The following is a 16,110-nucleotide window of genomic DNA, read 5'->3' as shown; positions in this document are numbered from 1 at the left end:
GCCTAACGTTCCCCTTACGCCTCCAATTGCTTGCCGATCGGCAGTGCGCGGATGCGCTTGCCGGTCGCGGCGAAGATCGCGTTGATCAGCGCGGGCGCAAAGGGCGGCACGCCCGGCTCGCCAACGCCGCTGGGCGGCGTGTCGGGGCCGGCAGGCACGATGTAGACGTTCGTTACGGCAGGAGATTCGTCGATCCGGAGCAATGGGCAATCGTCGAAATTGCCCTGTTGCACCTTGCCATCCTTGAAGGTAACCGCGCCATGTTTGGCGAGGCTCAGGCCCATGATCGCGGCACCCTCGATCTGCGACTGTATGCGCTCCGGATTGACGAAAGTGCCGCAATCGATCGCGGTATCGACTCGGGGGATGGTGAGCTTGCCCTTGTCGTCAACGGCTACCTCGACGATCGTCGCGATATAGCTGACGAAGCTGCGGTGCGCGGCAATGCCTAGCCCGTGTCCCTTGGGGACGGACCGCCCCCAGCCGCCCTTGTCTGCGACCAGCTCGACGACCTTGCGAAGACGGGCGGTGTCGATCGGATAGCTGTCATAGGGCTCGCCATAGTTCCAGAGGTCTTTCACCGAGTCGAGTTTGAGGATCCGCGGGGAGCCGATCAGTTGCAGCAGCATGTCCTTTTGATCGCGGTTGGTGGCATGGGCGATTTCAGCGACCATGGACTGCACCGCGAAGGCGCGCGGGATATTCGACACGGCTCGGAACCAGCCGATGCGGGTATGCGCGGCCGCTTCTGGATTTTCGCACTGGACGTTGGCGATCTCGAAGGGCATGTCGACCAGCCCCATGCCGAGTTCAAACGGCGCCTGATGCCGCGCACCGGCGGCAAATGTCGAGGCGATGCTCGGCGCGACGCTGCGATGCCGCCACGCCGTCACCTTGCCGCTCTTGTCGAGGCCGGCCTCGATGCGTTCCACCGAGACGGTGTGCAGGAAGCCGTTGCGAATATCGTCTTCGCGCGTCCATTGCACCTTTACGGGGGCGCCGAGCTCCTTTGAAAGCAGGGCCGCTTCGAGGGCGAAATCGCACTTCGACTTGCGCCCGAAGCCGCCGCCGAGCAGGGTGACGTTGACGGTGACATTCTCCTGGGGAATGCCAAGCGTTTTGGCGACGTCCTCGCGCGTTCCGCCCGCGCTTTGCACCGGCCCCCAGATCTCTGCCCTGTCGCCCTTGACGTCCGCGACTGCAACCGGCGGCTCCATGGCGACATGGGCGAGATGCGGCAGATAGTACTCACCCACGATCACTTTGTCGGCGCCCTTCAAGGCGGCTTCCACGTCACCCTCCTTGCGTACCAACAAGCCGGGCTTCCGTGCGGCTTCCTCGAGTTGGGTCCGATAGGTGACCGAGTCGTATTTTCCGTTGGCGCCGTCGTCCCAGACGATCTTCAAGGCGTCGCGGCCCTTGATCGCCGCGCCGGTATTGCGCGCGATCACCGCGACCCCGCCGAGCGGCTGGAATTTTGAAGGCCACGGCCAGCCCTTAACTTCCATGACTTTCTCGACGCCGGAAACCTTCATCGCCTCGGCCCCGTCAAACGACACGACCTTGCCACCGGTCACTGGCGGGCGGGCAATGACGGCGTATTTCATGCCGGGCAGGCGAACGTCGCCGCCGTAACGCGCGGTGCCCACCGTGATGTCGCGGAGATCGACCATGCTGATCTGGCCCTTGCCCAGATAGCGGAAATCCTTCGGATCTTTCAGCCTCAGGCCTTCGACACTCGGCACCGACTCCTTGGCGGCATCGGCCGCCAGGTCGCCAAAGCCAATGCGGCGTCCGCTCGCGCTGTGGACGACCTCGTGATTGACCGCCTTCACTTCGGTGGCCGGCACGCCCCAGCGTTTTGCCGCGGCGGCTTCGAGCATCGTGCGGGCCGAGGCGCCGATCTGGCGCATCGGCATCAGGTAGTGCCGCGTGCTCCGCGATCCGTCGGTATCCTGGTTGCCGAATTTGACCTCGTCGCCAAGCGCCTGCTGGATGCGAACGCGCGACCAGTCGGCTTCCATCTCTTCGGCAACGATCATCGGCAGGCTGGTGCGGACGCCGGTTCCCATCTCGGCGCGGTGTGCGACGATTGTGACAATGCCGTCCGGTGCGATCGAGACGAACACGCGCGGGTTCACCACGGTACCGTGCGGCATCTTGTCCGCGCCGGTCTGATACGCGGCAAAGCCGGGGCGTGACATCACGGGTGCGGCGAGCACGAAGCCGCCGGCTAGCCCGAGGCCTTTGAGGACGCTACGGCGTGAAACGTTGTCGACCTTGATGTATCGCTCAAAGCCACGGAGCTTTTTGGGATTTGTGATGATGTTCATGATCACACCCCCGTCGAAGCGAGATGGACTGCGTTTTCGATGCGTTGATAGCAGCCGCAACGGCAGATATTGCCCGCCAGCGCTTCGCGTATCTGATCGTGGTTCGGTCTTGGATTTTCGATGAGGAGTGCTGCGGCCTGCATGATTTGGCCGGTCTGGCAAAAGCCGCATTGCGGGACATTAAGCTGACGCCAGGCTTTCTGGACCGCGTGATCGCCAGTCGGATGAAGGCCCTCGATGGTCGTAACCTCCCGGCCGGCCACGTCAGAAACCGAGGTGATGCAGGCGCGAACGGCCTGCTTGTCGACGATAACAGTGCATGAGCCGCACAGAGCCTGGCCGCAGCCGTATTTCGTGCCCGTCAAGCCGGCTTCATCGCGGAGAAACCAGAGTAATGGAAGATCCGGGTCGCCGTCCCAGTTCTGTTCCTGACCATTGATCTTCAATTTGATCATGATGTCCCTCGCTCTTCATAAGCTGCTGGTGTCGTGAGCGAGAACCTGTTTCCCAGAGATCCCTGCATGATCTCAAGCAAACTGACCTCGCTGAGAAACTGCAGACTGCACCGTAAGGTCTGTTTGAATGTCTGCCTCGCGGGCCCACCCTTCTTTTTGACTATTGCTTTATTCAAGGGAGTTTCAGGAAGCTACAACAAAGCTGGGCGAATAGAATTCACAATGCCTTGTTTGCTTTTGCAGGAGCTGGGCCCTCCTCGAAGCGCGGGCTTTTTTTGGTCAGGAGCCCTTACGCAGCAGCCCAGCCGCAGATCATTGGCCTCAGCGGTATAGTCCCAGTGCTGTGGGAGGACTGGGAGGACCAAATCAAACGTTAGGAGGTGACATGCCGGGCACACGCTGATCGACTTCCGCTCTTGGGCACCTTTGAGACGTGCCGACCGACGCTGAGAACGTCCGCTAATCGGGGTGGACCGGAAGCCTCCGTCAGATAGTCAGAACGACGCGAATGACTCTGGCTGTGTGAAAACGCCGCTGCTTTGCTATGATTCTCTCGTGATTCTGCGGGGGAAGCTGATGCGGCGCTTCGTTGAGCAGGCGGATCGTGGGCAATGGACGCTATTGCCCGAATGCCTTGATGATTTCATTGACGAGAGCAACCCTGTTCGCGTGATCGACGTGTTTGTCGATACGCTCGATTTGGCTGAGATGAGCTTTGAGGGAGTGGAACCTGCGGCGACTGGTCGGCCATCGTACCACCCCTCGGTTCTCCTCAAGCTTTATATCTACGGCTATCTGAACCGGGTGCAGTCGAGCCGGCGGCTCGAACGCGAGGCCGGCCGCAATGTCGAAGTCATGTGGCTGCTGGGTCGGCTCGCACCTGATCACAAGACGATTGCCGACTTCCGCATAAGACAATGGCCTGGCGCTGCGCAGGGTATGTGCGCGCTTCGTCGAACTCTGCCGCGAGATGGGCCTCCTCGCGATGGCGAGTGTTGCCATCGATGGCAGCAAGTTCAAGGCCGTGAACAATCGGGACAAGAACTTCACGCGGGCGAAGGTGGAACGGCGGCGTGCCGGAACTGACAAGCCGAGGGAAATAGGGCGAGCAGAATTGGGTCAGGCTTCCGTAGACCCGCCAGTACAAGTTCGAGCTAGCGCTGGACACTCCCGGAGGGTGTGGCAAAAAATAAGGGCCGCGCCATTTGTTAGAGGCGCGGGCGAATCCGTACTTCCCGCACAGCGGAACCTTCCGGCAAGTAAGGCGTTACCCGCGGGGGCAAACCGTCGGACGGCCCGGCCTTGCCTTGCCCACTTCGGGCCAATGGGCTGCCGCAGGGGGGACCGGGAATGTCGCGCTATCCATCGTACACCACGACCGTGATCGGAGCGCATAGTGTTCCGCGATGGTATGAGCCGCTCGACCGAATGGTTAGCGCCGGCCAATTGACCGCAGCCGATTTTGCCGACGCGCAGCAGCGAGCAACTCAGGCTGCGATCCTAGAGCAGGAAGTCGCGGGTATCGACATCGTGACGGGCGGCGAAATGCACCGCCGTACTCACAACCGGCATTCCCCTCCGAATGCGATGCTTAACCATTTTTGGCACATGATCCCTTCCTTCCAGGGGGAAACCAAGCCAAAGCCCATCACGCCACATGACCCGCACGTTTTTCATCCGGCGGCTATTTGCCGTGGTCCAATTATCGACTCCGTTGACCTTGGCCTCGTTGCAGAATTTAACAATGTAGCGGCCTTCGCCAGAAAGCCGGTGAAGATCACCATGACAGGTCCTCACCTTCTCGCGGCAGTGGCTTACGACGAGTACTATGGTGACACTCAAAGGATGATGGCGGATTTCGGTAAACTCTTGCATCAGAATTTCAGAAAGCTAGCCGCTGCGGGGTGCAAGCATATCCAGATCGATGAGCCATACTTTACGGCTTCTAGCGAAGGGGAAGTCGGCGCCGCGGTCGAAGCCATCAACATGGCTATCGAGGGTTTGCCCGACGACGTGCACGTGATGGTTCACATATGTCAGGGCAACTACGCGGTTGGCCCTGACTATGACGGCCAGATTGGACATCGTTATTTTGATACGGGACGTTACAAGGCCGATCTCATTTGCAAGATCGCCTGCGACGGCTACCTGATCGAACACGACATGACACCGCATTTCGAGCACTGCCTTGGCGACAAGCAACTTGGCGTCGGCGCCGTGGATGTGCAAAGCCCGAATATTGAAACCGGTGAACTCGTTGCAGCACGCATCAAGGCTTACGATTGGCTCGCTCCGGAACAAACGCTGATCACCAGTTCCTGCGGATTTAATCATTTACCTAGACATGTCGCATTCGGCAAATTGCGGGCGATGAGCGAGGCCAAAATTATCCTGTCCGGCGAGTAAAATGATAGAACGTTCGGTGGTAGTAAAAAACGACAGTGAGAACGAGTTTGAACATCGTGCCCGCGCCTTAGAAGACCGCCTCCGGTTTGCGGAAGCCGCTAGTGGAATTGCGACTTTTGATCTCGATCTTCAATCGGGAAACTGGAACTGGAGCCCGCAAGCGGCACTGCTCTTCGGCCTCGACGACGCCACCTTGCACGATTGGGAGCAAACGGTTTTCGCTGACGACTTGCCGAAAGTTCACGTGGCTGCTCAGGCAGCGCCTGAAACGGGCAGTTTTTATGTTGAATTTCGGATACGCCATAAAGACAAGGGCCTGAAGTGGATAGCGGCGCGTGGGCAGGCGACATCGGACAGTGCGCCGCGACTGCGCGGAGCGCTGTTCGAGATCACGGAACGCAAGGCATTAGAAGCCCGTCTATTGGCAATGAACGAAACCCTTGAAGCAAGGGTCGCCGAGGCACGGCTGGAAACGCGCGCTCTTGAGGTTTTAAACAAGGTTGGCGTCACTGTTGCGGCGGAGCACGATCTCGAACGCCTGGTTCAAGCAGTAACCGATGCAGGCGTAGAGCTGAGCCATGCCGAGTTCGGTGCGTTTTTCTACAACGTCCTGAGGGAGGACGGCGAATCGTACACACTTTATACGCTATCCGGTGCTCCACGTGCGGCCTTCGAAAAATTTCCGATGCCGCGCAACACTGGAATATTTGAGCCGACGTTCCGGGGCCGGCCGACGGTGCGGTCTGACGATATTCTGGCAGATCCACGGTACGGCAAAAACCCGCCTTACCATGGCATGCCCGCTGAACATCCTCCGGTGCGAAGCTATGTAGCATCGCCTGTCGTCTCTCGTTCTGGAGACGTTTTGGGAGGATTATTCTTCGGACACTCGCAGCCTGGTGTTTTCACCTTAGGGAGCGAGCGCATCATCGAGTCGTTGGCAGCACAGGCGGCAGTCGCGATTGATAATTCCCGGCTTCACCGGGCGAACCAGCAAGAGATCGCTGCGCGCAAGCGGGTCGAAGCCGATCTTCAGGAGCTAAATGAAGAATTGGAACGACGAGCTGAGGGGCGCGCGCGGGAGTTGGCCCTAAGTTTGACGAAGCTGGAAGATACCGAGCGTCGTTTCGAGCACCTTGTGCAGGGTGTGACGGATTACGCGATCTACATGCTCGACGTTAACGGAAACATCATCAACTGGAATCCCGGAGCGGAGCGGATCAAAGGTTATACGCGGAGCGAAATTATAGGTAGGCACCTTTCTACCTTTTACACGCCCGAAGACCTGAGCCGCGAGGTTCCTACTTTTGCGCTTCGGACCGCGCTCGAAACCGGAAAATACGAAGCCGAAGGGTGGCGCCTGCGCAAGGACGGGTCACGCTTCTGGGCGAGCGTAGTCATCAACGCAATCTTTGGGCCGGACGGCAGGCATATCGGATTTGCGAAAGTCACACGTGACCTGACGGAGCGGCGTGCCGCAGACGAGCGGGCGCGGCAGGCGCAGAAGATGGAAGCTATCGGTCATCTGACCGGCGGCGTTGCCCATGATTTCAATAATCTTCTGATGGTGATTATCGGCAATCTCGAAACGATGCAGCGAAAACTCGGCGAGTCACGGCCAGACGTCGCGCGCTTGCAACGCTCCATGGAAAGCGCAATGCGGGGCGCGCGGCGGGCGGAATCTCTCACTCAACGCCTGCTTGCCTTTTCCCGTCAACAGCCGCTGGATCCAAAGCCGGTTGACCTTGGCCGCATGATTCCCGGGATGTCCGATTTGCTTCGCCGTACGCTTGGCGAACATGTTGTGGTGGAGACTGTCCTGAGCGGTGGGATGTGGCAGGCTCTTGCCGACCAGAACCAGCTCGAACTTGCCGTCCTCAATCTGGCTGTGAATGCGCGCGATGCGATGCCGAATGGGGGCAAGTTGACCATCGAAACAGCAAATGTTTATCTAGACGAAAAATACGCCGCGTCCCAGATTGAAGTCGTACCGGGGCAGTATGTGATGCTCGCCATCACAGATACCGGATCAGGCATGACCGCGGAAGTAAAGGCAAAGGCTTTTGACCCCTTCTTCACCACCAAGGACGTAGGACATGGAACGGGTCTGGGCCTTTCCCAAGTATACGGTTTCATCAAACAGTCGCGTGGCCACATCAAACTTTATAGCGAGTTGGGTGAAGGCACGACGATAAAACTCTATTTGCCCCGCGCGTACGCGGTCTCGCAAGAGGCCGAAGATACCACGGAGAAGTTACTCGCGCGCGGAGCCAAAAACGAAGTTGTTCTGGTCGTCGAAGATGATCCCGATGTGCGGGCATATAGCACCGATACGTTGATGGAATTGGGGTACGACGTCCTCTCTGCTGAGCATGGTGCGGGTGGTCTGCGCATCCTCGAAAGCCATCCTGAGATTCAGGTTCTCTTTACGGATGTCGGGCTGCCCGGTGGCATGAACGGCCGTCAACTGGCCGAAGAAGCACGCAGGCTCAGGCCTGATTTGAAGGTTTTGTTTACGACAGGATATGCCCGGAACGCCATTGTCCACGATGGGCGGCTTGACGCGGGGGTCGACCTTATTACGAAACCGTTTAGCCAAGCTGCGCTTGCTGAGAAGCTGAGGGATGTCCTGGACCACAAAAGAGAGCTTGGGCGCATTCTGCTTGTCGAAGATGAACCACTTATACAGATGCTTGCGGTTGAGTATCTTGAGAGCAACGGGTTCAATGTCCATGTCGCAGGCTCAGCGTCAGAAGCCATGAACGCGCTTGGAAAAATTCCGGGAGGCATTGATGCCGTGGTCGTCGATATGGGGCTTCCCGACCGGCGCGGCGATGCATTGATCAAAGACATCAGAGCACTTCATCCCTTGATGCCCATCGTAATCGCTACCGGCGCGAGCGCGCCGGAACTAGCTCAACTCGAAGGGCAAGGAAGGATCGCCGCCGTTACCAAACCTTACAGTGAGGGGAACCTTGTGGATGCTCTTGCGTCAGTAAACATTCATTCCAAACCGAAAAGCTGATCCATGCAGCAATTAAAACCGCGAACAAATCACTAGAGAGCGGGGCTTGGCGCTGGATCGGCGCAAGCGTGGGGTCAGTCCTAATTTGCGCCGCTGGCGTCGGCTTTTGTCTCGGCCCTCGCTGCAGGGTCCTCAAAAACGGGCGGCGTTGAGCGTGGCGATAGCGCGGCTGCCCGCCTCTCGAGGGCTTGCGAGGCGGGAAACATTCTCGAAACGGCACAAAGGAAACTCGCCGCTTTCTAACGGCGCGAACGCGAGTTTTTCCAACAAGAGGGCTGCTGAGTGCAATACCATACGTTCGCGACAGCGATGTCAGGAACTTAGCATCGGTAGCCGAGTGGGCCGCCTGCCTTGCTCTAAAATTCAGGCGGCCCCGCCGACCATATTAATTGTCCTGCCCCACGGCAGAGGCCATAGCCAGCCAACATGATATGAGCAGTCTTATTTTAAAGTTTTGTGACGGAACCTGCGAGGTTTTGGACTTCGTGGCTGCCGAGGACGTGCCTTCCGAAGGTTGTGACGGGTTACGGGCTTGTGCCCGGTGTGGCATCGACGTTGGAGCGTGGGATCGTGTGCTGCATCTCATGGACGGCAGCACGGTCTACGGAGGTCTGACAGCCTATAACGCCCGGGATACTTCGCCAGTCGCGTGAGTAGTCCAAGCTTCGCGCACAAGCATCTGATGTCTCACGCAGGGGAAAGTGGTAGTTCGAGCCCGCGGAGGGCGGAACACCCCTGAGATGGATTTACACATTCCAGGCCAAGAACAGGCTTACCAAGTTTCTCCTGGCTCTGTTCTTGAACACCCAGTGGAAGGGTTACATGAATGTCTGCTTGGGCAAACGTGGTCAAGCCCTTCTCCAACTGCTGACCGCCCACCCTGTCGACGTGCGCTTTGCCGCGCGTTCGCCTTTTTATCGACTCGGTCGCATTTGTTCTCGGGCGGAGGTTTAGCGCTTATGCTAATCGATGAAGGCGGCAAGCTCCTCGGGCGTCCCCGAGGGGAAGGCCTGCTTGAGAAAATCCAGAAAAGCGGATACGCGAGCGCTTAACAGTCGGCGCGACGGGTAGAGCGTCCAAATGGCGATTTCGGGTCCGTCGACATCACCCCAGCGGACAAGCTTGCCGGCGGTCAGGTCGTGACTCACCAGCGACACGGGGAGGCGCGCAGCGCCTACGCCTGCGCGGACGGCATCGCGGACCATGACGATGCCCGTGAGGCGAAGAACCGGATCGATCGTGATCCGCGACTTTCCGCGTGGCGCGACCACTTCCCAGGCGGAGCTCAGATCGCTCGCGCCGCGCACCACGGCCGGAACGGCGAAACCTGCCTTTGGACGGGTCAGGGCAGGGCTCGCCACGACCACAAGCCGGTCGCGCAAGAAGATCCGTCCGACGAGGCTTTCATCCGGATCCGGATTGACCCTTATAACCAGGTCATAGCCTTCCTCAATCATGTCGACCGCGCGGTCTTCCGTCGTGACCTCGAGCCGGACCTCCGGATATTTCAGCGCGAACGCTGCAGCCAACTTACCCATCGCGGTCTGCGAGAAGAGCAGAGGCGCGCTGATCCGCAACCTCCCTTTTGGCTTTTCTCCGCCTGATGCGATCGCCGCCGCCGTCTCGCCGAGCTCGGCGAGCAAAGCTCCGGTCCGCTCATAGAGGGCCCGACCTTCCTGGGTGAGTTTCAGTGCGCGCCCTCCTCGCTCGAACAGGCGCAGATCGAGGCTGCTTTCTAGTTCGGACACCCGGCGGGAGAGCGTCGCTTTCGGACGTCCAGTAGCGCGGGCGGCCCGTCCAAATCCTCCGTGACGGGCAACCAGGTTGAAATCGGCGAGTGCGAGCAAATCCATGTGTTCCACCAATGAGACGGTCTGTCCCAATATAGCGTCTATCGGCGCAAGTGTGGATCACTAATTTGCGAATGTGTCTTCTAACCGAACCGGAGTGATCCCATGACCATCCTCGTTACCGGCGCAACCGGCAATGTCGGCCGCCAAGTCGTCGAACAACTCGTCAAGCGTGGTGCCGACGTCCGCGCTCTCGTCCGCGACCCGTCCAAGGCCAACTTCCCGGCGAGCGTCAATGTCTTGAAGGGCGACCTGCTGGACGTCGACTCTCTTCGGAGCGCGTTCTCAGGGGCCTCGACCCTGTTTCTGCTCAATGCCGTGGTGGCGGAAGAATTCACCCAGGCATTGACTGCGCTCAACCTCGCCCGCGAAGCCGGCGTCGATCGGATTGTCTACCTCTCGGTGATCCACAGCGACCTCTACGTGAACGTGCCGCACTTCGCGGGCAAGTTCGGCGTCGAGCGCATGATCGAGCAGATGGGCTTCAAGGCCACCATCCTGCGCCCCGCCTACTTCATGAACAACGAACTCACGATCAAGGACGTCGTGACCGGATACGGCATCTACCCGATGCCGATCGGCAGCAAGGGGCTCGCGATGATTGACGCCCGCGACATCGGCGAGATCGCGGCCATCGAACTCATCCGCCGGGAGAAGTCCGCCACGCCACTTCCGCTCGAACGGTTCAATCTCGTTGGTCCCGACACGCTGACGGGCACGAGCGCCGCCGCCATCTGGTCGGAGGTGCTGGGGCGTACGATTACCTATTCCGGCGACGACACCGCGGGGTTCGAGAAGAACCTCCGGCAGTTCATGCCGAGCTGGATGGCTTTCGACATGCGGGTGATGAGCGAGCGATTCCTCACCGAAGGAATGGTTCCCGGAGCCGGCGACGTCGAGCGTCTGACCAAGCTCTTGGGCCGTCCCCTGCGGTCCTATCGCGACTTCGTTTCCGAAATCACAGCCTCTGCCTGACGGCAGCGGCAAGACCCAATCACGAAACCAAGGAACACGACCATGATCTATTCGACCGCCACCGTCCCGGTGAATCCGGAAGGCGCTTCACCGCTAACCCGCGCGCAGGCGTGGAAGGGCCTGGTTCTCAAAGCCCGCGACGCGCGGCTATTTCTTCCACCCAACCTCTGCACCCGTTGCGAGGTCGCGGAGGAGGGCGCGACGCACATCGTACGTGAAGCCACGATCGCAGGTGACGATCTGCGCGAGATCATCGCCTTCGAGCTGGAGAAAAGGTCACCTTCTTCCAGGCCACAGGCCCGCGCGAAGGTGCCATCATCAACAAGCTTTTCGAGGACGATGCCGGCGCGCTGCAACTGCGGTTCTATTGCTGCATCGGGCTCCGCGGCAAGAAGCGCTTCGGCCCCGAAGAGCAGGCCCAGCAGGCGCAGTTTGACAGCGAGACGGGCTACAAAGCCGCCCTGCTGTCCACGCTTAGGCGGACCCGCGAGCTAATCGCGGAGGGCAAGCTTTGAATCAACCGGAACCAAAACTGCGGGACGGTGCCTTTACGTCCCGCTATTCAGGGAGGCATCTATGAATCCCACGAACAATGGCGCCAAGAGCGCGCAATCGAAGATACTGGTTCTTGGTGGCACCGGCGGTACCGGCCGTCTAATCGTCGGCCAGGCGCTGGAGCGCGGGCAGCCGGAATCGGGGCCGGCGATAGCGCCGAGCACGGCGGTTTCTTCTTTGACAAAGTAATCCGCTTCTCCTGAAGAAAGTGCACGCAGACAAGAACCGTCAGGGAAGCGATCGTCTCAAACCAGCGGACTTGACTGGATCCTCGTCGTCCCTCTGTCCTGAACGATAGGGCGACCTGGCATTGAACAACTAGTTTTGCATTCAAACCTCGCTCCGGAGCGCCTCGGGCAATACTTAAGCAGGGGCCGTCTCGGCGGGAGAAATCTGGCGGCGCACCCCCATCTTGCCCGCCTTCCAAGGCTGCACGGCGATCGTGCCGACCCGCATGTCACTATAGAAAGCATGCCAACCTTGTCCTTGTTGGCATTTGGCACCTTGCGGACCTCACGCGATGTCCAACTTGAGTCCGGAAGTGCGCACCAAAGCGGACGTCGGGCCCGACCATTCTGAATTTGTGCGTCACGCCTTAATCTCGTGCCTTCTCTAAGGCCCCGGCATAAAACCTTAACTTTGGCGACCCGCGCCAACATACCGCCGTCTCCTCGGCGCAACACCCCTTGTGTTTCATTCGAGGGAAGATAATTTTGGACTCGTAATACGATCCGCTCGATGCAAGATGGAGAAGGCTGGGCGGACTCATTCAGTAAGCAATTAATTTTGAGCCCGGCGCGGCCCGCAGAGCGCGAATGCTCTGCGGGGTGTTTTCTGTGATCAACCTCGATCCCTTCTCTAAACTCGTGGATTGGCGGCACTTTTCGAACCTTCTCCACCGGGCCGATATCATCCGTCCTCGGCGAAGCCCGGTTGCGCTCAGGAACTCTGTTTTTGACCTGTAGCGGACAAGAGCAGCACCGCTGACCCATCGCGGCGAGCCTGCGCCGACGCTAACGTGTCGCAGCTACAGACATTGCTGTCGCCTTGCGGAAAGGACGGAAACGTCTGAAAATTCGGGCCTCTATGGATCCTGTTCCCGCGACCCGTTGAATTCTGGCAGATTTTTTCTCTCCGCCCGATTTTGGAGCCCACCATGGCGACATTCACCCGATCGCAAAGCCTGCTGGTTTCCGTAAGTCTTGCCGCACTGGGCGGCACAGCACTCGCGACGCTGCTGGCCGGGGGCGGTCTTATTCTCGCGGACGCCCGCGCAACCGCCGTGGATGCATCGCTGCCGCTCACCGACGCCGATACTCCGTTCTGCGGCCCGCCGACGGCAACCGTCCGGCCGAACATGATGTTTCGCCTAGTGCAGACGGAAGTGCCGCGCGCCGAGATGAGCGCAGCCAGCCCCGCGCCGGCATTCGCGGACACCGAGCCGCCGCTGTGGACCGACATCGGCTCCACCACCTGGAAGATCACCACCGCGAACGAGCGCGCGCAGGCTTATTTCGATCAGGGCCTGCGTCTCGCCTATGCCTTCAATCACGATGAGGCGCGACGCGCGTTTCGCACGGCGCAAAACCTCGACCCTGACTGCGCCATGTGTTTCTGGGGCGAGGCGCTGGTGCTCGGTCCCAACATCAATCTCCCGATGCCGGAGGACGCGGTCGCGCCAGCCTATGCCGCCGCCCAGAAAGCGAAGGCGCTGGCCGGGAAAGCGAGCCCGCGTGAGCAGGCGCTGATCGGCGCCATCGCGGTGCGCTACGGCAGCGATCCCAAGGCCGCTCGCGCGCCACTCGACGCGGCCTACGCGGCCGAAATGGCGAAGGCAGCAAAACAGTTTCCCGAAGACGACGAGATTGCCACGCTCTATGCCGAGGCGGTGATGGATCTCAGCCCCTGGGACTATTGGAAGCCGGGCGGCCGCGACGCCAAGCCACAAAGCGTGCCGATCGTGCCGACGCTGGAGCGCGTGCTGGCGCGTAATCCCAATCATGCCGGCGCCATTCACCTTTATATTCATGCCGTCGAGGCGTCGGACAGGCCCAAGCGCGCCGAGCCGTATGCCGACAAGTTGCGCGGCGCGGTTCCCGGTGCAGGCCATCTCGTGCACATGCCGAGCCACATCTATTATCGGGTCGGCCGCTATCTTGACGCGCTGGAAGACAACAAGACCGCGGTCAAGGTCGACGAAAAATATCTGACCGAGACCAACGCGCCGATGGGCGTCTACAGGCTCGGCTATTATCCGCACAACGTGCACTTCGTGATGGCGTCGGCGCAGATGGCCGGCGACGGCCCGACCGTGATTGCGGCTGCGGAGAAGCTCGGTCAGCTCATTCCCAGCGAGGCAGCCAAGGGCATTGCGATGGTGCAGCCGGTCAAGGCGGCGCCTTACTTCGCGCACGCGCAGTTCAGCACGCCGGAGACCATTTTGGCGCTGCCGGATCCCGGCGATGCGATTCCCTATGTCAAGGCGATGTGGCTCTACGTGCGCGGCGTCGCGCTGGTGGCGAACCGTGACTTCGCGGGCGCCACTGCCGCAGCGAGCGCCATCGAGACGATCGAGCGCACCGCGGACTTCAAGCTGCTGAAGGATTCGGGCGTCCCGGCGCAGGAGGTGCTCCGCATCGCGCGCACGGTGATCCTCGCCCGCGTAGCGCAGGCCAAGGGCGACTATCGTACCGCCATCATCCGGTTCGAACGGGCGGCGGCATTGCAGGACGCCTTGGCCTACACCGAGCCGCCCTATTGGTATTATCCGATCCGGCAGTCGCTTGCCGCCGCCCTGCTGCAGGCCGGCCGTTACGCCGAGGCGGAGCGGCAATTCCAGCGCGCGCTCAGCCGGGCGCCCGCCAATGGCTGGTCGTATTACGGGCTCGCGGAACTGCACAAGGCACGCGGTGATGGCTCCGCAGCCCGCAAGGCGGAGGCCGACCTTGCCAGAACCTGGATCGGCGACCGCAAGCTGTTGCAGGTTTCAAATCTCTGAAGCGCGCCGATGAGGGATCGAATGCGGTCGCGACTTCCGGACCTGGAACATTGAATCCAGTTCGCTGGCGCGGAGCGGGAAATGGAACGAAGCGACACTGGGCAATGAAAGATTGTTTCGCCGAAGTGGGCATATCCACTTGCAGTTGTTGCGAGCACGGCAGGCGGGATTGCGAATGAACTCGAACTGCTCCTCGAGGTGTGGCCCCTCTGCAAACGGCCGGCCCGCACAGCGACGGCGGTGAGCCGGTCCACGCCGGTTACGGATATCTCTGGTGGACAAGGCCGACACGCGACGGGTCGCCGGCCTACTTTGCTTCCGGTTCGCACGGCCAGCTCATCTTGAACTTTCCGGACCGCAACCTCCTGATGGCGCTGGCATCCCGCTCCCCCTTCCCGGAGGGGCCGCGAAGTTTATCAACAAGGTTGTGTTACCCGCAGAGGCGGCGCGGCCGACGGGAGCAGCGTGTGTCGGGCACCTGGATCAGTGACGGGAGCGTGCAGCCGCTCAAGATCGTGCCCTTTGGCGGTTGCGGTTGGCACTTTTCAGACATGGCCGTTGTGACAGACGATGTCCGCTTGCAAGTACAGATCGGACTTCGGGGCAGCTGGTTGCTAACTTCCGAAAATGACCCTGGCTGTGTGAAAACGTCGCTGCTTTGCTATGATTCTCTCGTGATTCTGCGGGGGAAGCTGATGCGGCGCTTCGTTGAGCAGGCGGATCGTGGGCAATGGACGCTATTGCCGGAATGCGATGATTTCATTGACGAGAGCAACCCTGTTCGCGTGATCGACGTGTTTGTCGATACCCTCGATTTGGCTGAGATGAACTTCGAAGGGGTGGAACCGGCAGCGACCGGGCGACCGTCGTACCATCCCTCGGTTCTCCTGAAGCTGTACATCTACGGCTATCTAAACGCAGTCGAGCCGGCGGCTCGAGCGCGAGGCCGGCCGCAATGTCGAAGTCATGTGGCTATTGGGCCGGCTCGCTCCTGATCACAAGACGATCGCGGACTTCCGCAAAGACAATGGCCTGAAAGGTATGTGCTCGCTTCGTCGAACTCTGCCGTGAGATGGGCCTTCTCGTGACGGCGAGCGTCGCCATCGATGGCAGCAAGTTCAAGGCCGTGAACAACCGGGACAAGAACTTCACACGGGCGAAAGTGGAGCGGCGGCGCGCCCAGCTGGAGGAGAGCGTCGCGCGGTATTTGAGCCAACTTGATACCGCCGATCGACAGGAACCGACGGAGGCACTGGCCGCGAAGGTAACAAGGCTTACCGAGAAACTGACGAAACTGAAGGCGGAAATGGGCAAGCTTGCCGTTTACGAGAAGCAGATGCTCGCTTCGCCCGACCAGCAAATCTCGCTGACCGATCCCGACAGCCGTTCGATGGCGACGAGCGGGCGTGGGTCCGGCGTCGTCGGCTACAACGTGTAGGTCGCCGTGGATACCGAGCATCATCTGATTGTGACGCATGAGGTAACGAACAGCGGCTCAGATCGGGCTCAACTG

General features: G+C 60.2%; 8 protein-coding genes and 3 pseudogenes. 8 read left to right on the top strand and 3 right to left on the bottom strand.

Annotated elements, in window-relative coordinates:
* Positions 1 to 14: 14 nt before the first annotated feature.
* Positions 15 to 2,333, bottom strand: coding sequence for a xanthine dehydrogenase family protein molybdopterin-binding subunit (locus JQ558_RS35140; RefSeq protein WP_212276720.1), 2,319 nt, complete (start codon positions 2,331 to 2,333; stop codon positions 15 to 17).
* Between the two features lie 2 nt (positions 2,334 to 2,335).
* Positions 2,336 to 2,788 (bottom strand): (2Fe-2S)-binding protein, encoded by a 453-nt coding sequence (locus JQ558_RS35135; protein ID WP_212276721.1) that lies wholly within the window; start codon positions 2,786 to 2,788, stop codon positions 2,336 to 2,338.
* Positions 2,789 to 3,364: 576 nt separating this feature from the next.
* Here JQ558_RS35135 and JQ558_RS35130 point away from each other — a divergent pair.
* From JQ558_RS35130 to JQ558_RS35120, 3 genes and pseudogenes are all read left to right on the top strand, one after another.
* Positions 3,365 to 3,860 (top strand): annotated as a pseudogene (locus tag JQ558_RS35130) (transposase); the annotation flags it as partial.
* Positions 3,861 to 4,138: 278 nt separating this feature from the next.
* On the top strand, positions 4,139 to 5,194 hold the full coding sequence (locus JQ558_RS35125) for a hypothetical protein (RefSeq protein WP_212273406.1): 1,056 nt from the start codon (positions 4,139 to 4,141) through the stop codon (positions 5,192 to 5,194).
* Between the two features lies 1 nt (position 5,195).
* Positions 5,196 to 8,219, top strand: a complete 3,024-nt coding sequence (locus JQ558_RS35120) for a response regulator (protein ID WP_212273407.1) — start codon at positions 5,196 to 5,198, stop codon at positions 8,217 to 8,219.
* Positions 8,220 to 9,181: 962 nt separating this feature from the next.
* On the opposite strand, the gene JQ558_RS35115 is transcribed toward JQ558_RS35120, so the two are convergent.
* Complete coding sequence (locus JQ558_RS35115; protein WP_212273408.1) at positions 9,182 to 10,072, bottom strand: LysR family transcriptional regulator; 891 nt, start codon at positions 10,070 to 10,072, stop codon at positions 9,182 to 9,184.
* 102 nt (positions 10,073 to 10,174) lie between these two features.
* Between JQ558_RS35115 and JQ558_RS35110 the strand changes: the two genes are divergently transcribed.
* From JQ558_RS35110 to JQ558_RS37695, 5 genes and pseudogenes are all read left to right on the top strand, one after another.
* Positions 10,175 to 11,044 carry an SDR family oxidoreductase gene (locus tag JQ558_RS35110; protein WP_212273409.1) on the top strand — a complete coding sequence of 290 codons (870 nt, stop codon included), beginning with the start codon at positions 10,175 to 10,177 and terminating at the stop codon, positions 11,042 to 11,044.
* Positions 11,045 to 11,086: 42 nt separating this feature from the next.
* Positions 11,087 to 11,559, top strand: a pseudogene (locus tag JQ558_RS35105) (AtaL-like protein).
* Positions 11,560 to 11,620: 61 nt separating this feature from the next.
* A complete protein-coding gene (locus JQ558_RS35100) occupies positions 11,621 to 11,788 on the top strand; it encodes a hypothetical protein (protein WP_212296562.1) in 168 nt (55 codons plus the stop codon).
* A gap of 967 nt (positions 11,789 to 12,755) precedes the next feature.
* A complete protein-coding gene (locus JQ558_RS35095; RefSeq protein ID WP_212296561.1) occupies positions 12,756 to 14,597 on the top strand; it encodes a M48 family metallopeptidase in 1,842 nt (613 codons plus the stop codon).
* A 695-nt stretch (positions 14,598 to 15,292) separates the two neighbouring features.
* Positions 15,293 to 16,110: pseudogene (locus JQ558_RS37695) on the top strand (transposase); the annotation flags it as partial.

This window comes from Bradyrhizobium sp. AUGA SZCCT0160, from assembly GCF_018130105.1.
Lineage (GTDB): Bacteria > Pseudomonadota > Alphaproteobacteria > Rhizobiales > Xanthobacteraceae > Bradyrhizobium.
Note: the sequence above shows the minus strand (reverse complement) of the source record. Positions and strands in the feature narration are given on the sequence as shown.